Source organism: Thermomicrobiales bacterium (assembly GCA_037045155.1).
Classification (GTDB): domain Bacteria; phylum Chloroflexota; class Chloroflexia; order Thermomicrobiales; family CFX8; genus JAMLIA01.
Genome location: JBAOIG010000002.1, coordinates 133,257 through 153,576, shown reverse-complemented (window position 1 = coordinate 153,576; position 20,320 = coordinate 133,257). Strand labels below are relative to the sequence as shown.

21 protein-coding genes are annotated in these 20,320 nt (G+C 66.2%); 16 read left to right on the top strand and 5 right to left on the bottom strand.

Going from position 1 to position 20,320, the window contains the following annotated elements; genetic code table 11:
- The first annotated feature begins 234 nt into the window (after positions 1 to 234).
- The 3 genes from V9F06_00900 to V9F06_00890 are packed head-to-tail and all read left to right on the top strand — an operon-like array spanning position 235 to position 3,833.
- Positions 235 to 3,204, top strand: coding sequence for an FAD-linked oxidase C-terminal domain-containing protein (locus V9F06_00900; GenBank protein ID MEI2616179.1), 2,970 nt, complete (start codon positions 235 to 237; stop codon positions 3,202 to 3,204).
- Between the two features lie 17 nt (positions 3,205 to 3,221).
- Positions 3,222 to 3,452 carry a DUF433 domain-containing protein gene (locus V9F06_00895; GenBank protein ID MEI2616178.1) on the top strand — a complete coding sequence of 77 codons (231 nt, stop codon included), beginning with the start codon at positions 3,222 to 3,224 and terminating at the stop codon, positions 3,450 to 3,452.
- On the top strand, positions 3,453 to 3,833 hold the full coding sequence (locus tag V9F06_00890; GenBank protein ID MEI2616177.1) for a DUF5615 family PIN-like protein: 381 nt from the start codon (positions 3,453 to 3,455) through the stop codon (positions 3,831 to 3,833). It abuts the gene before it with no gap.
- 246 nt (positions 3,834 to 4,079) lie between these two features.
- Here V9F06_00890 and V9F06_00885 read toward each other — a convergent pair whose 3' ends face one another.
- Positions 4,080 to 4,337 (bottom strand): hypothetical protein, encoded by a 258-nt coding sequence (locus tag V9F06_00885; GenBank protein MEI2616176.1) that lies wholly within the window; start codon positions 4,335 to 4,337, stop codon positions 4,080 to 4,082.
- A gap of 160 nt (positions 4,338 to 4,497) precedes the next feature.
- Positions 4,498 to 5,028 carry a TCP-1/cpn60 chaperonin family protein gene (locus V9F06_00880; protein ID MEI2616175.1) on the bottom strand — a complete coding sequence of 177 codons (531 nt, stop codon included), beginning with the start codon at positions 5,026 to 5,028 and terminating at the stop codon, positions 4,498 to 4,500.
- Between V9F06_00880 and V9F06_00875 the strand changes: the two genes are divergently transcribed.
- Complete coding sequence (locus V9F06_00875; protein MEI2616174.1) at positions 4,997 to 5,641, top strand: hypothetical protein; 645 nt, start codon at positions 4,997 to 4,999, stop codon at positions 5,639 to 5,641. The genes V9F06_00880 and V9F06_00875 overlap by 32 nt on opposite strands.
- A 9-nt stretch (positions 5,642 to 5,650) precedes the next feature.
- Here V9F06_00875 and V9F06_00870 read toward each other — a convergent pair whose 3' ends face one another.
- The 3 genes from V9F06_00870 to V9F06_00860 all read right to left on the bottom strand — a co-directional run bounded on the left by V9F06_00870 (position 5,651) and on the right by V9F06_00860 (position 7,097).
- Positions 5,651 to 6,133 carry a TCP-1/cpn60 chaperonin family protein gene (locus V9F06_00870; GenBank protein ID MEI2616173.1) on the bottom strand — a complete coding sequence of 161 codons (483 nt, stop codon included), beginning with the start codon at positions 6,131 to 6,133 and terminating at the stop codon, positions 5,651 to 5,653.
- 74 nt (positions 6,134 to 6,207) lie between these two features.
- Positions 6,208 to 6,516, bottom strand: coding sequence for a co-chaperone GroES (gene groES, locus V9F06_00865; GenBank protein ID MEI2616172.1), 309 nt, complete (start codon positions 6,514 to 6,516; stop codon positions 6,208 to 6,210).
- 191 nt (positions 6,517 to 6,707) lie between these two features.
- Complete coding sequence (locus V9F06_00860) at positions 6,708 to 7,097, bottom strand: hypothetical protein (protein ID MEI2616171.1); 390 nt, start codon at positions 7,095 to 7,097, stop codon at positions 6,708 to 6,710.
- Between the two features lie 326 nt (positions 7,098 to 7,423).
- Between V9F06_00860 and trxA the strand changes: the two genes are divergently transcribed.
- The 12 genes from trxA (at position 7,424) to V9F06_00800 (ending at position 20,262) form a co-directional block, all read left to right on the top strand.
- The gene (trxA, locus tag V9F06_00855; protein ID MEI2616170.1) at positions 7,424 to 8,272 is read left to right on the top strand and encodes a thioredoxin; all 849 of its coding nucleotides are present in this window, start codon (positions 7,424 to 7,426) and stop codon (positions 8,270 to 8,272) included.
- Positions 8,273 to 8,358: 86 nt separating this feature from the next.
- Positions 8,359 to 9,411: a selenide, water dikinase SelD gene (gene selD, locus V9F06_00850; protein MEI2616169.1), complete on the top strand. Its 1,053-nt coding sequence runs from the start codon at positions 8,359 to 8,361 to the stop codon at positions 9,409 to 9,411.
- A 200-nt stretch (positions 9,412 to 9,611) separates the two neighbouring features.
- Positions 9,612 to 10,412, top strand: a complete 801-nt coding sequence (rsmA, locus tag V9F06_00845; protein MEI2616168.1) for a 16S rRNA (adenine(1518)-N(6)/adenine(1519)-N(6))-dimethyltransferase RsmA — start codon at positions 9,612 to 9,614, stop codon at positions 10,410 to 10,412.
- On the top strand, positions 10,409 to 11,290 hold the full coding sequence (locus V9F06_00840; GenBank protein MEI2616167.1) for a hypothetical protein: 882 nt from the start codon (positions 10,409 to 10,411) through the stop codon (positions 11,288 to 11,290). Before rsmA ends, V9F06_00840 begins: the two co-directional genes overlap by 4 nt.
- A 17-nt stretch (positions 11,291 to 11,307) precedes the next feature.
- A complete protein-coding gene (locus V9F06_00835) occupies positions 11,308 to 13,251 on the top strand; it encodes a protein kinase (protein MEI2616166.1) in 1,944 nt (647 codons plus the stop codon).
- Between the two features lie 53 nt (positions 13,252 to 13,304).
- Positions 13,305 to 14,030, top strand: coding sequence for a hypothetical protein (locus V9F06_00830; GenBank protein MEI2616165.1), 726 nt, complete (start codon positions 13,305 to 13,307; stop codon positions 14,028 to 14,030).
- Positions 14,031 to 14,060: 30 nt separating this feature from the next.
- Positions 14,061 to 14,564, top strand: coding sequence for a GNAT family N-acetyltransferase (locus V9F06_00825; protein MEI2616164.1), 504 nt, complete (start codon positions 14,061 to 14,063; stop codon positions 14,562 to 14,564).
- A 134-nt stretch (positions 14,565 to 14,698) separates the two neighbouring features.
- Positions 14,699 to 15,664 carry a histone deacetylase gene (locus tag V9F06_00820; GenBank protein MEI2616163.1) on the top strand — a complete coding sequence of 322 codons (966 nt, stop codon included), beginning with the start codon at positions 14,699 to 14,701 and terminating at the stop codon, positions 15,662 to 15,664.
- Between the two features lie 155 nt (positions 15,665 to 15,819).
- Positions 15,820 to 16,920: a hypothetical protein gene (locus tag V9F06_00815; protein MEI2616162.1), complete on the top strand. Its 1,101-nt coding sequence runs from the start codon at positions 15,820 to 15,822 to the stop codon at positions 16,918 to 16,920.
- A 152-nt stretch (positions 16,921 to 17,072) separates the two neighbouring features.
- Positions 17,073 to 17,474: a hypothetical protein gene (locus V9F06_00810; GenBank protein ID MEI2616161.1), complete on the top strand. Its 402-nt coding sequence runs from the start codon at positions 17,073 to 17,075 to the stop codon at positions 17,472 to 17,474.
- A 480-nt stretch (positions 17,475 to 17,954) separates the two neighbouring features.
- Positions 17,955 to 19,298 (top strand): SH3 domain-containing C40 family peptidase, encoded by a 1,344-nt coding sequence (locus V9F06_00805; protein ID MEI2616160.1) that lies wholly within the window; start codon positions 17,955 to 17,957, stop codon positions 19,296 to 19,298.
- Positions 19,299 to 19,488: 190 nt separating this feature from the next.
- Positions 19,489 to 20,262 carry an MBL fold metallo-hydrolase gene (locus V9F06_00800; GenBank protein ID MEI2616159.1) on the top strand — a complete coding sequence of 258 codons (774 nt, stop codon included), beginning with the start codon at positions 19,489 to 19,491 and terminating at the stop codon, positions 20,260 to 20,262.
- The last annotated feature ends 58 nt before the right edge of the window (positions 20,263 to 20,320 follow it).

Here is a 20,320-nt window from a genome sequence, read left to right as displayed (position 1 = left end):
GTATGCAACGACTTGTATTCTGTCAAGTAGACCCCCAACGTCAATCACAAGTGTGTGGGGCATCGAAAGCTGTCCCGTCCGTACACAGCTTACGTCGACCATTCGAGACGCATTGGTCCGCCACCGCCGACGGCTCCCCGACGGGTTCGCGTGTCTACGCGATGACCCGACCCTCCGATCCTGCTGTACACTGCGATCTCTGGGCAGGGCGAGGAGACCACGCGGGAGGCTTTCATGGCGACGACAGTACCGATGGCGAAGCCCGACGGGGCGACGGTTATGCTCGAGGCGGAGCTGCGCGGGCGTATCGATGGCGAGGTGCGCTTCGATCGCACGTCGCGGATGCTCTACTCGACTGACGCGAGCAATTACCAGATTGAGCCGGTCGGCGTCGTCATCCCGCGCCACGCCGACGACGTGCGCGCCGCCCATGAGCTGGCGGCGAAGCACGGCATCTCGATCCTGCCGCGCGGGGGCGGCTCGGCGCTGGCCGGCCAGACCGTCGGCCACTCGCTCGTCATCGATCTCTCGAAGTACATGAATGACGTGCTGGAGATCAATCCCGAGGAGCGCACCGCCCGCGTCCAGCCGGGGATCAACCTCGACCTGCTGAACACGAAGCTGCTGCCGCACGGCCTGATGTACGGTCCCGACCCCAGCTCCAGCAACCGCGCGACAGTCGGCGGGGTCGTCTCGAACAACTCGGCCGGCGCGCACTCGATCCTCTACGGGATGACCGCCGACCACCTGCAGCAGGTCTCGCTGCTGCTGGCCGATGGCGCGACCGTCGCGCTCGACCGATCCGCGCTGGCGCGGGCCGGGCAGGACGACGCGCTCGGCCGGCTGATGACGAAGATCGTTGCCTTCCAGGAGCAGCGCGCGCCACTGATCGCCCGCGATTTCCCGCGCCACTGGCGGCGCGCGACCGGTTACTCGCTGAACGAGCTGCTGAAGGACGACTTCAATCCGGCTCGCCTGCTGGCCTCATCGGAGGGCACGTTCGGGACGCTGCTCGACGTAACGGTCGGCCTCGTTCCGCGCCCGACAAAGACGGCGCTGGCGCTGCTGCAGTTCGACGACCTGGTCGAGTCGATGGAGGTGACGACGTCGATCCTCGAGGTCGAGCCGTCGGCGGTCGAGCTGATGGACCGCATGCTGATCGAGCTGACCCGTCAGCAGCCGGGCTACGCCGCCCAGATCGCCAACATCACTGGCAATCCGGAGGCAGTGCTGGCGGTCGAGTTCTACGGCGAGACCGACGAGGAGCTACGCGACAAGGTCGACAAGCTCGAGTATCACCTGCGCCAGAAGGGACTGCTGCCCCACACGCCGATCGTCCGCGTGTTCGACGCGAAGGGCCAGACCGACGTCTGGACAGTCCGCAAGGCCGGCCTCGGGCTGCTGATGAGCATCCGGGGCGACGCCAAGCCGATCCCCGGCATCGAGGACGTCTCCGTCCCCGTCGAGCACCTGGCCGAATATGTCGCCGAGATCAAGCGACTCTGCGCCGAATACGGCACCGTCGCGGCCTACTACGCCCATGCCAGCGCCGGCTGCCTGCATATCCGCCCGTTGATCAACCTTAAGGACGCCGAGGGTGTCCGCGTGATGGACGAGGTTACCCGCGCTGCCGCCGAGATGGCGCACCGCTTCAGCGGCGTGCTGAGTGGCGAGCACGGCGACGGGCTCCAGCGCTCGGAGCTGAACGAGACGATCTTCGGTCCCGAGCTCTATCAGGCGATGCGCGAGCTGAAGGGCATCTTCGACCCGCAGGGGCTGATGAATCCCGGCAAGGTGGTCAACGCGCCGCCGATGACCGAGAGCCTGCGCTATGGCGCGAGCTACCAGACCGTGCCGATTCAGACCTTCCTCGATTTCTCGAGGGAGGGCGGCTTCGCCCGCGCGATCGAGATGTGCAACGGCGCGGGGGTCTGCCGCAAGGTCGGGGCCGGGACGATGTGTCCGTCGTACATGGCGACCCGCGACGAGAAGGACACCACCCGCGCGCGGGCCAACGCGCTGCGCAACGCGCTCTCCGGCCGGATGTTCTCGCCGGAGGAGCTGCTCGGGCCGGAGGTCTACGACGTCCTCGACCTCTGCATCTCCTGCAAGGCGTGCAAGACCGAGTGCCCGTCCAGCGTCGATATGGCCAAGATCAAGACCGAGTACCTGGCCCACTACCTCGAAGAGCACGGCGTCCCGCTGCGCACGCGCATCTTCGCCAACATCCATGCCTCGTCGAAGCTGGCGTCGAAGACGCCGAAGCTGGCGAACGCGGCAATGCGCTCGCCCGCGGCGAAGATCGCGATGCGTAAGGTCGGCATCGCCACCGAGCGCGAGATATCGCCGTTCGCCGAGGAGACGTTCGAGGCATGGTGGGCGAAGCATGTCGCCCGTCGTGACGCGCGGCAGGCCACCGAGCCGCGCTACACTCGTGGCCAGGTCGTCTACTTCCACGACACCTTCGCGACCTACAACTACCCGCGCGTCGGCCGGGCGACCGTCCGGCTGCTGGAGGCGGCGGGGTACGAGGTGATCGTCGAGACGCGGCGAGCGTGCTGCGGCCGGCCGATGCTCTCGAAGGGGCTGGTCGAGCAGGCGCGCGGTCTGGCACGGCAAAACGTCTTCCACCTCGCGCCCTACGCCCGCCAGGGCATCCCGATCGTCGGCTCCGAGCCGTCATGCATCTTCACCCTGCGGGACGAGTACCTCGACCTGATGCCCGGCGACCCGGACGCCGCGCACGTCGCCGCCAACTCGTACATGATCGACGAGTTCCTGGCCCGCGTCGCTGCGACCGAGGATCTGGGGATCGAGTGGCGCAGCGAGCCACGCTCCGTCTTCTTCCACGGCCACTGCCACCAGAAGGCGCTGATCGGCATGAAGGCGTCGATGGATGCGCTGCGGCTGGCCGGGATCGACGCGAAGGAGTCCGGCGCGGGCTGCTGCGGGATGGCCGGCTCGTTCGGCTACGAGGCCGAGCACTACGACGTCTCGCGCAAGGTCGGCGAGGAACGCCTCTTCCCGCGGGTCCGCACGACCCCGCCCGAGACGACGATCGCCATCGCCGGCGTCTCCTGCCACCAGCAGATCGAGCACTTTACCGGCCGGCGGGTGCAGCACATCGCCGAGGTCCTGGCCGAACAGGTCCAGCCAGGGCACGTCTGGCGGCCGGGGGTGGGGAAGGCGCAAGCGGCGGACTGACGAAGGGAGCGAATCGGATGGCCCAGACTATCGCGCCGCGGATCACCGTCGATTCGGCGGTGCGCTCGGGGAAGCCGGTCATCGAGGGTACCCGCGTCCCGGTCGATGTCATTGTTGGACGATTGGCCAGCGGTATGACGGCGACCGAGATCGCGGAGGAGTACGGGATCGCCGTCGAGGATGTGACCGCAGCACTTCACTATGCAGCTCACGTGCTCGAATCGGAAGAATGGCGAGTGACGGCCTGAGTGGTGGCGTTTCTGATCGACGAAGACATGCCACGCTCGACCGTGCGTGTTCTGCGGGAGGCTGGATACGCTGCCGAAGACGTTCGCGATGTTGGGCTTCGTGGGCATAGCGACGCCGATGTGTTTGCCTACGCGCAGGAGCATTCCTTCACAGTCATTACTGCAGACCTGGGCTTCGCCAACCCCCTGACGTACCCGTTGGGTTCGCACGCGGGAATCGTGGTCGTGAGAGTTCCCAACGAGGTGTCGGTCGCGAGGTTGAACGACGAGCTAGCGCGGGCGCTAGAGGAGCTGCGCAACGAGGAGCTCGCTGGGCTGCTTGTCATCGTCGAGCCGGGCCGCATGCGCATCCGCCGGCCACCAGGGCCGTTCATCGGGTAGTCGATCCCCGCACTGGATGAACGCCATCGCCCGTATCTCCTGCTGCCAGGAGCACCGGCCGGCCTGTGAAGCACATCGCCGAGGTGCTTGCCGAGCAGGTGAAGCCGGGACACGTCTGGCGACCGGGAGCGCGTCAGGCGCCGGCCGCGGCGGATTGAGGGGCGCAGACCACGGAGTGTGATGATGCTGGATGTCGTGCGTCGCTATCGATGATCAGGTTCGCGAAACCCGCGTTATGACCCTCGGCTACCGCGGCATCAGCGGGCCGCGCTCCCACTTGTCCTTCTGGAAGCCGGGGGTGGTCCAGCGGGCGTGGTTGTCGTTGCCACTGCCGCGGTTGGCGCCGGAGCCGTAGAAGCCGGACCCGGGGGTCGCCTGGCGGTAGATGTCGCCGTTCTCGGTGGTGATGAAGACGCCGATCGGGAATGTATCCCCTTCGAGGCTCACCCCGGTCTCCGTTGCCTCTTCGGCGTCGGTCGTCGTTTCCTGTGCCTCGTCACTCATGCGTCGCTCCATTCCTGCCCATCGTCCCGCTCGGCATCATGCGCCCTTGCTGGAATGATGGCCGATTGGCGGGGAAAAGGCCAGCATGCCATAGAGAAAGCCGGCCCCGCCAAAGCGAGACCGGCTTTCTTATCGGCGCAGATTGCTGCCTGGGGCTGGACTAGTAGTCCATGCCGCCCGGCATGGCCGGCATGGCCGACGCTTCCGATGGCTTCTCGGTGATGAGCGCCTCGGTGGTCAGGATCATGCCAGCGATCGAGGCGGCGTTCTGGATCGCCGAGCGGGTGACCTTGGCCGGGTCGATGATGCCCCACTCGAACATGTCGCCGTACTCGCCGCGGATGACCTCGTAGCCGAGGTTCGGGTTGCCCTGCTCCTCCTGGAGGCGGCGGATGGTCGAGACGACGACCGCGCCGTCCTGGCCGGCGTTCTCGACGATGCCGCGCATCGGCTCCTCGAGGGCGCGCTTGAGGATCGCGACGCCGGTCTTGATGTCACCTTCGGCGTCGACGTTCTCCAGAGCTGCGGCAGCGCGGATCAGCGCGACGCCACCACCCGGGACCATGCCCTCCTCGACGCCCGCGCGGGCGGCCGAGAGCGCATCCTCGACGCGATGCTTCTTCTCCTTGAGCTCGGTCTCGGTCGCAGCGCCGACCTTGATGACGGCAACGCCGCCGGCCAGCTTGGCCATCCGCTCCTGGAGCTTCTCGCGGTCGAAGTCGGATGGTGGTCGTCTCGATCTGAGCCTTGATCTGCTCGATGCGGCCCTTGATCTCCGCCTCGTCGCCGTTGCCCTCGACGATCGTGGTGTCGTCCTTGGTGGCGACGACGCGGCGGGCGCGACCGAGATCCTGGATCGCGGCGCTATCGAGCTTGCGGCCGACCTCTTCGGAGATGACGGTGCCGCCGGTCAGGATGGCGATGTCGCGCAGCATCTCCTTGCGGCGATCGCCGAAGCCGGGGGCCTTGACGGCCAGGACGTTGATCGTGCCGCGCAGCTTGTTGACGACCAGCGTCGCCAGCGCCTCGCCGTCGACGTCCTCGGCGACGATCAGGAAGCTCTTGGTGACCTGCAGCGCCTTCTCGAGCACCGGCAGGAGGTCGGCGACGGCCGAGATCTTCTTGTCGGTGATCAGGATCATCGGGTCGTCGAGGACGGCTTCCATGCGCTCGGTGTTGGTGACGAAGTAAGGCGAGATGTAGCCGCGGTCGATCTGCATGCCCTCGGTGTACTCGGTCTCGAACTGCAGACCGCGGGACTCCTCGACGGTGATGACGCCGTCGCGTGCCGACCTTCTCCATGACATCGGCGATCAGCTCGCCGATCTCCTTGTCAGCGGCGGAGATGGTGGCGACGTTGGCGATGTCCTCCTTGCCGCGGACCTCGCTTGGACATGTCCTTGATCGGCCTCGACGGCCTTGCCGGCGCCGAGCTCGATGCCCTGCTTGAGCAGCATGGCGTTCGCGCCAGCGGCGATGTTGCGCAGACCCTCGTGGACGATCGCCTGGGCGAGGACGGTTGCGGTGGTCGTGCCGTCACCGGCAACGTCGTTGGTCTTGGTCGCCGCCTCCTTGAGGAGCTGGGCGCCCATGTTCTGGAACGGATCCTCGAGCTCGATCTCCTTGGCGACGGTGACGCCGTCGTGGGTGACGGTCGGCGCGCCGAACTTCTTGTCGAGCGCGACGTTGCGGCCCTTCGGGCCGAGCGTGGTCTTCACCGCGTTGGCCAGCGTGTCGATGCCGATCTTGAGGGATTTACGTGCGTCTTCGTCGAATGAAATGATCTTCGCAGCCACGTGCTGGATTCCTCCTTATATAAGCCTCGAACGACAGAACCGCGCGCCCGGCTGGACGGCGGTTAGCCTGGTTCCTACTCGTTGATGATGGCGAGGATGTCCTTCTCGGACAGGATCAGCAGTTCCTCGTCGTCCGCCTTGAACTCGGTGCCGGCGTACTTGGCGAACAGAACCTTGTCGCCGACGCTGACATCCATCGGGATGCGCTTTTCGCCATCGTCGTCGAAGCGGCCCGGCCCGACGGCGAGCACTTCGCCACGCTGTGGCTTCTCTTTGGCGGTGTCCGGCAGCACGATGCCGCTCTTGGTCACCTCTTCGCGCGACTGCGGCCGCACGATGACGCGCTCGCCGAGTGGCTTCAGTGTCGTCTGAGTCGTTGCCACCTGTGATAACCTCCTCTAGTTCAAACCAATTCGCGGCTTCAGCGCCGCCTGCTCCCTGCAAGTGTTAGCACTCTCGCACGGAGAGTGCTAAGCCACCGCAAACTATAGGGGAATCTGCGCCAAAACGCAAGGGGCCTTAGCAGCCGCCCTTCGCGGGTGCTAATCCGGCGCTTGCTGTGTGGATGCAGTGATTACAGCCCGCTCATCCGAATGACCTCGACGCCGCGCGCCTCGATGGCGGCGACGTAGCGGTTGATGCCGATCAGGTCGCTGGCGATGTGGCCGGTGACGATCAGGTTGCCGTTGCCGTGCTCGCGAAGTTGCGCGACCTGGTCCCCGGCGCAGTGGATATAGAGCACGGTGCCGACCCCGTTGTCGAAATAGGCGCGAGCCACCCGCGCGCCGCCGTTCGTGCCTGCGCCGTGGACGACGGCGATCCTGCCGAGCGGGTTGTCGGGATTGCCGACCGGAACCTCGATGCGCGTGTCGGCGTCGGCCAGCTCGGGGAGCGTCAGCAGTCCGTCGATCGCGTCCTGAACTGTCGGCGTATGGTCGAGCGTGCGACATATATGGGCTGTCAACGTCAAAGTGGCACATATGTTGGCACGGCAGCCACTTCTGTAGTTTGTCATCTTGAGCGCGCACGCGAAAGATCTCTCCTGCGTTGGACTGTCACATGCCTGGGGGAGATCTTTCGGTTGTCGGGCGCCATCGCCTGGGCGGAAGATGACAAGACAAGCAGGTGGCTGTCGATCGGACAGTCTGACGTTGACAACCTATGTATGGGCCGCGACACCAGCAGTGTATCCGGAGGGAGTCGGGAACACGGCGTACACTTGGGGTGTTGCAAAATGACGGCAGGATCGATGGGGATCCGCCGGAGATGTGGTCAGAGGTGGGATACAGGATGGCAACTCAGCAGGTCGTCCATGATGTGACGGACGCGGATTTTCAGACGGCAGTCATCGAGGCGTCGCGGACCAGGCCGGTCGTCGTCGATTTCTGGGCAGCGTGGTGCGGCCCGTGCCGCATCCTCGGGCCGGTGATCGAGCGCGTCGCCGAGGATTACGCTGATTCGATCGTTGTCGCCAAGCTCAATGTCGACGAGAACCCGATGTCGTCCGGCCAGTATCGGGTGCAGGGCATCCCGGCGGTCAAGGCGTTCCGCGATGGGCGCGTCGTCGATGAGTTCACCGGCGCGCTGCCGGAGCCACATGTGCGCCAGTTCTTCGAGTCGCTGCTGCCGTCGGCGACCGACCAGGCAGTCGCTGCTGCCGAGGCGCTGCTGGCGCAGGGAGACGAGGCTGGCGCCGAGCAGGCGTACCGATCGGTATTGGGCCAGCAGTCGGACAACCGCGGCGCGGTGGTGGGATTGGCCGGGCTGTTGGCCGGCCGGCAGGACTACGACGAGGCCGAATCCCTCCTGAAGCGCCTGCCGCCGGACCGCGAGGTGAAGGTTCTTCAGCACCGGATCTTCCTGGAGCGTTATGCGAAGAAGCACGCCGGGGAAGATCTGGCCGCTGAGGCGCAGGCCGCGCCGTCCGACCCGCGCGCCCGCTACCGCTGGGGGCTACTGCTCGCTGCCAACGAGCAGTATCGCGAGGCGCTGGATGAGCTGCTGGCCTCGGTCCGGCTGAACCGGAACTGGGAGGACGGCGCGGCGCGCAAGTCGATGTTGGCGATCTTCGAGCTGCTGGGCATGGACGCGACGTTGACCCGCGAGTTCCAGCGCAAGCTGGAGAACGTGCTGTTCTAGCCACAAGCTGCGCGACGACGGTTGTCACCCATCATTACCGCGGGTGACAACCGTCGTCTGGCATTGATGAATATGGAGAGTCAGGGATGCAGACCCGCGATGAGATCCGGCTGACGACGCTGGCGTCCTGCGCCGGCTGAGCAGCCAAGCTCGCGCCAGGGGCCCTGGCGCAGGTGCTCGCGCCGCTATCGGTTGCGGCGACCGATCCGAATCTGCTGGTCGGCCTGCAGACGAGCGACGACGCGGCCGTCTACAAGCTGTCGGACGCGCAGGCGATCGTCCAGACGGTGGACTTTTTCCCACCAGTCGTCGACGACCCATACTTGTATGGGGCTATTGCCGCGGCGAACTCGATGAGCGATGTCTTCGCCATGGGCGGCGACGTGCTGCTCGGTCTGAACATCGCCGCGTTTCCGGACAACTTGCCGCTCGATATTTTGACTCGCATCTTCGAGGGTGGCGCGGCCAAGGCGGCCGAGGCGGGCATGATCATCGCGGGTGGTCACACTGTGACCGACGACGAGCCGAAGTATGGGCTTGTCGTGACTGGCACGATCGATCCGGCGCGGATTCTGACCAAGGCCGGCGCGCAGCCGGGCGACTGGCTGTTTCTGACCAAGCCGCTCGGCGTGGGCGTCATCACGACGACGATCAAGCAGCAGGCGGCGGATCCTGCGGATGCCGACGCGGTGATCGCGAGCATGCTGACCCTCAACCAGGCGGCGTCACGACTGATCCGCGCCAGCGGCGCGACGGCCTGCACCGATGTCACCGGCTATGGTCTGCTTGGACACCTGACCGAGATGGCGGTGAAGAGCGAGGTGGGATTCGATCTCGATTCGTTGGCGATTCCCTGGCTGCCGGGCGCGATGCGCTACGCGGCCGAGGGTCGTTTCCCCGGCGGTAGTGACCGGAACCGGGGCTACTACGAGCCGTTGCCCGAGTGCGGCGTGTCTCATGCCGCCCAGCTTGACGAGGAGACGATCCGGCTGCTCTATAGTCCCGAGACGTCCGGTGGGCTGCTGGTGACGATCGGCGAACGCGACGCCGGTGCGCTCGTCACCGCCTTCGATGAGGCCGGCCTGCCGTTCTGGGAGATCGGCCGTGCCCGCGCCGGCGCGGGCATCGTCGTGCGGTAGGCGGGGCGGATGCAGGGGCGGGGCGGCCCGAATGTGCGCGCAACAGGCGCGGGGGTGGCGGCCTGCGGGCCGCGGGACAGGCCGGGGCCTGTCCCTACGGGGCCGTCACACGCAACACACCCCCCTCTCCCCGCGGGAGAGGGGGGCGGGGGGGTGAGGTCCCTCCTCGCGTCCCTCCCATGACTACCTGGCGAGAGCGGATGACGGCGCTGGGAGTTGAGCCGAGCAAGGCGCTGGGTCAGAATTTCCTGCACGACCGGGGGATCGTCCGGCGGATCGCCGAGGCTGCCGGGATCGAGCCGGGCGAGACGGTGCTGGAGATCGGGCCGGGGCTGGGCATTCTGACCGAGGAGCTCGCGGCGCGGGCCGGCCGCGTCGTCGCGGTCGAGCTCGACCGGCGGCTGGCGGCGCACCTGCCGGATGTGATGCCGGCCAACGTAGAGATCGTCGAGGGAGACGCGCTGACGCTCGATCTGGCCGGGCTGGCCGGGCCGCGTTATTCCGTCGTTGCCAACCTGCCGTACTCGGTCGGGACGGCGATTGTCCGGCGACTGCAGGAGGCCGATCCGCCGCCACGGGCGCTGACGGTGATGGTCCAGCGCGAGGTGGCCGAGCGGATGACCGCCGCGCCGCCGCAGATGAGTCTGCTAGGCGTCGCCGTTCAATTCTATGGAAGGCCACGTGTGCTGTTCCGTATCGGCGGGGGCGCGTTCATCCCGCCGCCACGAGTCGAGTCGGCCGTTGTGTGGATCGAGACGCGCGAGCCGCCGCTGCCGCGAGCCGAGCACGCAGCATTCTTCCGCGTCGTCCAGGCCGGATTCTCCCAGCGCCGCAAGCAGTTGACGAACGCGCTGGCGAACGGTCTTCCTGCCGGGCGCGATGATGTCGTTATCGCGCTGGAATCTGCCGGGGTGAGGCCGGAGGAGCGCGCCGAGCGGCTGCGGGTGACCGACTGGGTGGCGGTCTACCGGGCGCTGATCGCGGTCGGGGCGCTGGGATGAGCCGGCCAGCGACACTGGTGGCGTTCGCGCCGGCCAAGGTGAACCTCGGACTGGAGATCGTTGCCCGTCGCCCTGGTGGTTACCATGAGATCGTCACGGTCCTGCAGGCGATCGATCTGTTCGATCGTTTTGAATGGCGGGAGACTGGCCGGCCTTTCATCTATTATGGCCCTGTTGGCGTGCCGCCAGAAGTTGACCTCGTCGCCCGCGCGCTGGCCCGTGCGACGGACCGCGATTGCTGGACTGGTGAGCTGCGGGTGATCAAGCAGATACCCGCCGCGGCGGGGCTCGGCGGCGGATCGTCGGATGCGGCGCTGGCGTTGCGGCTGGCGTTGCCCGACGCGGACGATGCGACGCTGGCCGACGATGCTGCGCAGCTCGGCAGCGATGTGCCGTTCTTTCTGGGGCCGACCGGCCGGGCGCTGGCGACTGGAACCGGCACGACGCTGGCGCCACTGGCGCCGTCGCCGCTCTGGGTTGTCCTGGTAACGCCGACGCTGGAGATCGTGGGGAAGACTGCCGCGCTATATCGTGGCTTGTTGCCCGACGATTTCTCGGACGGATCGATGGTTCGCGCCTCGGTGACGAGCAGGGCATGGCCGCCGGAATTACCGAATTCGTTTCTCCGCCAGCTCCTCGATCGCCCGGAGGTACGGTACGCTTACGATTGCTTGTGGCGGGCTGGAGCGACGCGAGTCACGGCGAGTGGCGCGGGGCCAACGGTATTTGCTCTTGCGGCGAGTCGGACCGAGGCAGAGATGATTGCGGCTCGGACGCCGACATGCGCCGGGGCAATCCGGCTCGCGCGGTCGGCTGATGCTCCGGATCGCGACGCCGCCGGGCGGATGGCGCTGGCGCTGCGCGGTCGGCGGGACTGACCGCTGGAGGTCGGTTGGTGGAGCAACAGGACGCGGTGCTCAACGGACGATATCGCCTGGGCGAGGTCCTTGGCGAGGGGGGCATGGCGGTTGTCTACCGTGCCCAGGATCTGCTGCTGAACCGCGCCGTCGCGATGAAGATCCTGCGCCGTCAGTATGCGACTGACGAAGGGTTCTTGCGCCGCTTCGAGCGTGAGGCGCAGGCGGCGGCCCGCTTCTCTCATCCGAACATCGTCAATGTCTACGATGTCGGCACCGATGGTGACCGCCACTACATCGTCATGGAGTACATCCGCGGCCCGAACCTCAAGGAGCTGATTCGCCGCCAGGGGCCATTCTCGGTCGATGGGGCCATCTTCATCATCAGTCAGGTTGCGTCGGCGCTCGATTATGCCCATCAACGCGGCCTGGTCCACCGTGATATCAAGCCCCAGAACATCCTGGTCGATCGCGACGGCAACGCCAAGGTTGTGGACTTTGGCATTGCCAAGGGCGCGCAGGATGTCAATCTGACCGAGACCGGCACCGGCATGGGCACCGTTCACTACGTCTCTCCGGAGCAGGCGCGTGGCGAGCCAGCGACGCCGGCCTCCGACCTTTACTCGACCGGAATCGTCCTGTTCGAGATGCTGACCAAGCGACTGCCGTTCGACGCGGATACGCCGGTCGGCGTGGCAATGCAGCATGTGAACACGCCGCCGCTTGCGCCGTCGACTCACAATCCCGCGATTCCTCCGGCCGTCGATGCGATCGTCCTCAAGGCGCTGGCGAAAGACCCTGCCCAACGGTATCCAACCGGCGCAGCTCTGGCGGGCGCCTTGCGACATTGGGATCTCCCAATCCGCCCGCCGGCCCCACCCGTCGATCCTCCCCGCATAGCGCCACAAACCAGGGCGCCGCTCCCTCCGACTCCGAGCGCAGCCCGACCGGTCGTGCATCCGCCAGCGGTGCGCGGCAGCGGCGGCGTTCGTCAGCAGACTGGCCAGCTCACGACACGACAGGCCCCCGCGCAGCGTGACGTGCGCGCCTATCGCGGCCACCCGGCGCCAGCGACGCGATCTAACCGGGACGACGTCGGCTGCGTCACCTGGCTGATAGGCTCGGCAATCCTGCTGACGATTGTTGGCCTGATCCTGTTGGCATTCCGGGTCGGGCCCGGAATCTTCGCTGCCGATCTCGCGCCGACTGCGACGCCGCGTCCGTCTGGCGCGGCTATTCTGGCGACTCCGACCCCGGCGCCACCGTCCACTGGACCAACTGTAACGCCGCCGGCTATTGTCCCGACGACGCCAATCTCGCCCGCGACGAAAACCCCGGGGCCGGCCGCCAGCCGGGTTCCATCGCTGGTCGGGATGTCGCAGGAGGAGGCTACGTCCGCTGTGGGGGATACTTGGGATCTGGTGATTCGCGAGCAGGCGAGCGCCAATGTCCCCCCCGGGCGCGTCATCAGCCAGCAGCCGCCGACCGGCACGATACTGGCTGGTGGGGAGGTCATCACGATCGTCATCAGCATCGGCGCGTCGACAGTTGGGATTCCCGATCTGGCCGGCATGGAGCCGGGAGCGGCGCGGGCACAGCTCGAGGCTCTCGGCTTCACAGTCGAGCGGGCTGAAGAGGAGAGCGACACCGTCGCGCCCGGCGCGGTCATCCGGACCGACCCCGCTGGCTCTGCGCCGGTCGGGGCGACCGTGACGATGTTCGTGCGGGCTGCCCAGATGGCGGTCGTCCCCTATGTCTACGGACTGGATTATCAGTCGGCGGTGGCCGAAATGCGGACGGCCGGCCTCGTCGTCGCGAACCTCACGCCGCTCTCGTGCGTCCGCGTCCATCAGCTGATCGACGCGACATTCGATTGTGATAGCTTCCCGGCCGGCGGCATTCTGACGAGCACCCTCGGCTGGGGGACGAGCGTCCCGGTCGGTTCCCCGGTCGATCTCACCTACTACGACCCGGGACAATGAACGGGCCTGGCGGCGCCGGGGATCGTCCCCCGCCGTGGCGAGACCGACGATTCGTGGCAATTGCGGGCGCGTTTGCGCTGCTCATCGTTGCTGCCGGCCTGCCGATTACATTCTGGCTGATGAACTCGGGCGGGACGCAGATGTTGATCGTCAACGTGGACGATCGGCCCAGCGCGATGATCGAAGATGGCGACTGGCGGGCACTGGTGCTCAACACCAGGGATCGCGAAGAGGCGCAGGCGTTGACAAGCAGATTGTCGCGGCCGATGTCGCCGCGTCCACGGGTCGTCATTGCGCCAGCCGACGACGACATTGTGCCGGCGCTATTGGCGGTGATCGAGCAGCTTCGGCCAGCCCAGGTGATCATCGCCGGAGTCCCGGGGGCCGGATCGGGTTGGACTATGGTCGAGCAAATGAGCCGCCGACTGGGCGTGGACCTCCGCTTCAGTGACGGAATGATGGAGCTCGATGGGGTAACCCTGCGTATCGCAGTCATCGGCACGCAGGCGTCGGGGCAGGCTGCCGCAGTCGTCGTTCGTCGTGGAGAGACCAGCATCGTTCTCGCCCTCACCGCGGGGCGGGTCTCCGCGCCGGGACAGGTGTTGGTGACCGACAAGCCGCGGCTCGGTGGGGATGCGGCGCTGGCCATCGTCACCGGATCCGACGGCCCGCCCGAACGGCTGGAGGTCGTGGTCGGGCGGCGCGACATCGTCCGGGTTGCGATGGAGTCGACGACAGTGCGAATCTACGGTGGGACGCGCCGCGAACCGGAGCGGTAGCGCGAACGCTCGGAGAAGGGGATCCAGCATATGGCCGATCTGGAGATCACCATCAGGCCCGGTCGTTACGAGGATGTCGCGCGGCGGTCGGAGATGCATCGCAGTGTCGACTGGTGCTTCGACGAGCGCGCAACGCTGGCTGAATATCACGACGACGCCTACGAGCCATCGTCGGTGCTGGTTGCCGAGGTCGACGGCGAGGTCGTCGGCACACTGGAGCTCTTCCTCGCCTGGAAGTCCAACCATGGCCGATTCGGGGTTATTCGCCGCTTTGTCGTCGCAGACGGCTGGCGCGGCAAAGGGATCGGCGCTGCCCTGCTCGACGCGGCAACCGAGCGCTGCCTCGCCGATGGCTGCGCCTTTGTCGAGCTGACGGTCGACGTCACCAACCCCGAAGCGCACGCGTTCTACAAACGCTCTGGCTTTGCTGAAGATCGCGTCGAGGTCGTCATGCGACGTCCGCTCGACGGCCACCCTCACCCATCCGATTATGCGGCCCGGGCAAACCCCGAGACCTGGCGCGGCACGCCCTGATCGTTGTGTCAGAATCGGCGGGTCGCTCAGGAATCGTAAGCAGCCAGCTCGCGGAAACAGGGATTGACCGACCCTGGCGAATCGGCTGATCAGCTCCGACATTCCCGTTTTCCACCTGCCCGTATACTCTCGCCATGAATACTGATACGACGCGGACAGCGCTTGTCTGGTCAGAGGCGTATCTGGATCATGAAACGGGGTCGCACCCCGAATCACCGGAGCGCTGGATGGCGATCGAGCGGGCGTTGCGACAGGCGGGCCTGTTCGACACGCTGCCGCTGCTGCCGCCCGAGCCGGCAGCGGTCGAGCGTGTGCTGGCGGTCCATGGGTCGGCGCTGGTCGAACGAGTTCGATCGGCGGCGGAACAGGGTGGGGCGTGGCTCGACCCGGATACCTGGGTCTCGCCGCACTCCTACGAAACAGCCCTGCTGGCGGCCGGCGGGGGCTGTCTCGCAGTCGACGCCGTGCTGGCAGGGCGCGCGCCTCGGGCATTCGTGCTTGCCCGTCCGCCCGGTCACCACGCCGAGCCGAATCGGGCAATGGGGTTCTGCCTCTTCAACACTGTTGCCATCGCTGCCCGCTACGCACAGTCTGCCCACGGTGTGGGCCGGGTTGCTATCGTCGATTGGGATGTTCACCACGGTAATGGCACCCAGGCCATCTTCTGGGAAGACCCGAGCGTCCTGTTCGTTTCGCTGCATCAGTACCCGTTCTACCCGGGAAGCGGGTCGCGACAGGAAGAGGGTGGCGGGCCAGGCCGTGGGACGACGATCAACATTCCGTTGCCGGCTGGCACGGGCGAGGATATCTACCTCGCGGCGTTCGATGGCGTGATCCTGCCAGCATTGCGCGCCTTCGCTCCCGAGCTGATCCTCATCTCGGCCGGCTTCGACGCTCATGCCGACGACCCACTGGCCCAGATGCGCCTGCGAACCGAGAGCTTCGGCCAGATGGCTGCCAGGATACGCAACGTGGCCGATGAGCTCTGCGCGGGCCGGCTCGTGCTGATCCTTGAGGGTGGCTACAATCTCAAGGCCCTCGGCGACAGTGTGGTGGCGACTATTGAGGCACTCGATCATCCGACATCGTCTGGCGCCTGAGCGTCAAGCTCGATGAGCGGCGACTGGATGATCGCGACATGTCGTGCCGGCGCTGATGCCGGTCGGGCCGCAATCCTCGGGCGCGCACCATGTCGACCACGCGCGTCTGGAGTCGGACGACCGGATCGTCGGGTCTGGACAGAGATGGGGAGAGCATGAGCGGAGGGCCGGACCTGCGCGCGAATGCCGGCGATGAGACCCGCATGATCGCGCTTCAGCAGCAGATCGATGAGCTGCGCGGGATTGTTCACGAGCTGATGGCCCGGCAGGCGCGCGGCGACGAGCTGTTCAAGTCACACGAGATGGCGCTTGGCCAGGTGCGAGCCGGCGTCGAGCAGCAGCGTCACGAGACCACCCAGACGCTGCAGACGCATCATCTGGACGACCAGCGACTGCGTCAGCAGCTCACCGACCTGGATGCGCGCGTTGATGGATTCGTCCGCCCGCTGCGCTCGATCCAGGCGCATGTCAGCGAGCTTGGGGAGGCACTGCGGCGCGGCAGAGAAGACGCCGACAGGGGCGAGCGCCGCTTCGATGAGTTGCGGCCGCTGATCGACCATATCGCCGCGCAGACGGAGCGCAACGCGAGCGTTGTTCAGGCGGCGCGCGAATCGATCGAGGGGCTGCGAGCTGAGCTGGACGAGACCCGCCGCGGATTACAGCTGTCCGAGGACGCGATCAAGATCGTCGAGCAGGACTTCCGGCGGCGCATCGCCGAAGTCAGCCAGGAATCGCTCAACGCCTCCGCGCGAATCGACGAGCTGCCGGCTATCTTCGATCGGCACGCTGTCGCAATTGAGGATATGCGCGACTCGATCGCCCACCTGGACCCGCTGTTCGATGCGTTGGGGGTGGCTGACGCTCGCCTGCAGGAGAAGATCAGCCGTTTCGCCGCACAGTCTGCCGAGCGGGATGACCTTATTGATGAGCAGATCGATGAGATCCGCCGGCAGATCCAGACGCAGTGGCATGACCTGCGCCAGTCCATCGATCAGCGCGACGAGTGGCTCGGCCAGCGCCTCGGGGATCTCGATGATATCGACCGCGAGCTAGCCTCCAGGACCACTGCGCTCGAGACGCGAATTGAGGAGACGCGCGAACTCTCCGGCCAGCTGCGCCGCGAGCTATGGGTCCTTCACGAGTCGCGCTCACGGATGCGATTGGAGCAGGCGCAGGCGGAGCTGGAGTCGGTTGCCGACGCGCGTCGCGCGACCGAACAGGAGCTGGCCCCCGAGCGCCGGGAGGCCGGGACGTGACCCGACGCCGAGGGTATTCGATCGCCATCGCGATCGATCTCCACGCCGGAATGTCCTAGGACGGATCGTCTCCAGTGGATGTGCGGTCGACCCGTTGGATGCATGCGCGGAATCGATTCTTCGACCCGATTGTCCTCCGCAAGCGCGCGGCAGTGACCGTGCTTGTCCTGGGTGCGGCTGTCTTCGCTGGTGGTTTCGTCGACGGCGGGGCCGCGCGCGCGATCGTCATCGCCGGATGGGTGTTGCTCGTTCCGGCCGCGGTTGCGCTCGGCTATGGCGAGGCCTTCTTCATCGGTCACGGGCGCGGCGCAAGGCGCGCAACACTTCTGGCCGTCATTTCCGCATTCGCGTCACTTGCAATCTGTGCCATGTTGTCAACTGGCCTGGGGGCCGGTTTGGACACCGGCGGACGGCCAATTCGGTCGATTGTGACGCTTGTGTTATTCCTCTGCGCCGGGGTGCTGCTGGCGAGTGTGTCCGCCCTCGGTTTTGGCTTGGGGACGGGCTATTTGGCCCGAAAAGTGGCCGAACGCGACGCCGACGATTGGCCCTGATCGGGTGCGTAAGAGTGTACGTACATAGTTTGTGAATTGGTTGACATGCCTTCGAATTCTGTGCTAAGGTGCCTTCGTTCCTGAGACGATGATGTCTGGGACGCGTTCTGGAAACGGCCAACAGACCCGGCTGGACGGCAAGGTCGTCTAGCAGTGAAACTGGATTCGATGCTGTTGTGGGGCAACGACGCGAATCCGGGCTGTAATCGTCAGGTTCCTGCATATCTGCCGCGAGTGGCAGGGCACGCACTAGGGGAGTGCGGCGCTGGAGATGTTCGGAACCGCCAACACCCAGGACAGCCTTCGGGAGGGGCTGGGCAGTCGCTGACGTAGCACCACGATTGTGGAGTGACACGGCGATCTGCTCGAAGAGAATCCGACAACCGTATCAGCCGCCTGGTTGGCGATGCGCGCCACGCTCGTAGGGCGTGCGCCGGATTCTCTCGTGGGGTGTCTTAGGAGGGAACTCTATTGCGACGCATGAGACGAAGTCGCTCGTTATTGGCGATTGTCGCAGCGATCACGATGACGCTGGCGCTTGGAATCCCAGTCGCCGCTGATCTCAACCTCGTTCCAGGTGATTCCGCTCAGATTGCCTACACCAACGGTGACGGCATCAACGTGCGCGACGTGGCGGGATATTCCGGCGCGATCATCACAACCCTGCATGAGGGGATTGAGGTCTCCGTCGTCGATGGCCCCGTCTGGGCCGACGACGGCTCCGGCTGGTACTACATCTCGGTCGACACGTCGGACGGCTGGGTTGAAGGCTGGGCCATCGCCGATTACATCTCTGGCGACCCATCCGTAGTTCGCTACGAGGCTGTTGCCGGGGCGGCGGTTTCTTCCGGCTCGGCCGCGGTCGTCGGCACCGATGGCTACGGCCTGCGGCTGCGCGATGGCGCAACGACGGCGGCCGGCGTCATCGCTGTCATGCCAGAGGGCGCGTCGGTCGGCGTTATCCAGTCGTGGCTCACCGGCAGCGACGGCGGGAGCTGGGCGCAGGTTACCTATGGCGGCATGACCGGCTACGCGTCGATGGATTATCTGTCGATCGGCGACGGCAACGGGGATTCTGTCGAGCCAGCAGTGGTTGCCAGCCACCCTGTGACAAGCGGGCTGAGCGTTGGTGACCGGGCGACCGTCTCTGGCACCGGCGGTGGCGGGCTGAACGTCCGCTCCGAGGCGTACTACGGCGCAGGCGTGCTGACCGTCGTCCCAGATGGCAACGTCGTCGTTATCGTCGACGGCCCCGCCTGGGATGGCGAGGGAAATGGCTGGTATCAGGTCGATTATTTGAGCACCGTCGGCTGGGTTCATGGCGGATACCTGGCGTGGACTGATGCCGCGCCGACCTCGCCAACCCTTGAATCCGTCACGCCGCCGGCCCAGCAGCCTGTCGAGCAGCCACCGGCTGAGCAGCCTGCCGCGCCGATTGCTCCGGTTAGCGGTGTTGGCGATGCGATCGTGTCCGAAGCGCTCAACTACGTCGGTCTGGCCTACGTCTGGGGCGGCACGACTCCGGCGGGCTTCGACTGCTCCGGTTTCACCTACTACGTGGTCAACCGGGTGACGGATGCCGGTCTCTCCCGCTCACTAGAGGTTCAGTCCGTTAGCGGCGCCTACGTCGATCCGGAGAACCTGCAGCCGGGTGACCTGGTCTTCCAGCAGAACACCTACAAGTGGGGCCTGTCACACGTCGGCATCTACATCGGCGGCGGCAAGATGGTCAATGCCCAGAGTGAGAATGTCGGCGTTGCGATCGCCAGCATCTGGGACAGCTATTGGGGTTCGCGATACTACACTGCTCGCCGCGTAGGCTAACCCCTCCGAAACGACAATGAATGAGAGACGGCCCGGCAGTTGCCGGGCCGTCCCTCGTTGCCGCGTAGACTGACCCACTGTCTTTCTTCCCTCGCGTAGTGACCGACCGGGGGATGGCATCGCGGGCCTGGAGTACACTGCTCGAACGATCTGAGTCGAAGAGGCCGGTCGGGCCGGCCAGAGGAGGCAGATGCAGATTCAGCTTCTCCGCCATGCCACGCTCGTTGTCGAGGTCGGTGGCCAGCGGCTGATGATCGACCCGATGCTCGGCGCGCGGGAGAACTCGGACCCGATCCCGAACACGCCGAACCAGGTGCGTAACCCGACAGTCAAGCTGCCCTACGATGAAGCGACGCTCGCTCAGCTCATCGCCACACTCGACGGCGCGATCGTCACCCACCTGCATGGCGATCACTGGGACCGCCGCGCGGCGGAACTCCTCCCAAAGGACCTCCCGTTGCTGTGCCAACCGGGGAATGAAGAGCGGCTCTGCGCCGACGGGTTCACCGACGTGACCCCGATCGACGACACGTTCGCGTGGCACGGGTTGGAGCTGACGCGGACCGGAGGCCGCCATGGCACCGGCGAGATCGGCGAGCGAATGGGCAAGGTGTCCGGCTTCGTCGTGCGCGCGCCGGGTGAGCCAGTCCTCTACCTCGCCGGCGATACCATCTGGTGCGCTGAGGTGGAGGACGCACTCGGGGCATATGCGCCAGCCATCATCGTCGTCAATAGCGGCGCGGCACAATTTCTCGTCGGCGACCCGATCACGATGACAGCGGCCGATGTCATCCGTGTCTGCCATGCCGCGCCGGATAGCGCCGTTATCGCCACGCACATGGATGCGATCAACCACTGCCTGCTCACCCGCCACGCGCTGGCCGCCGCAGCCACTGAGGCGGGCGTCGCCGGCCAGCTGCGGATCCCGATGAACGGTGAGGTGCTGGCATTCGAGGCTGCCTGAGCGCGACGAACGGGGACGGCAAGCGCCGTCCCCGTTCACTGGCTACCTGAGTTCTCGA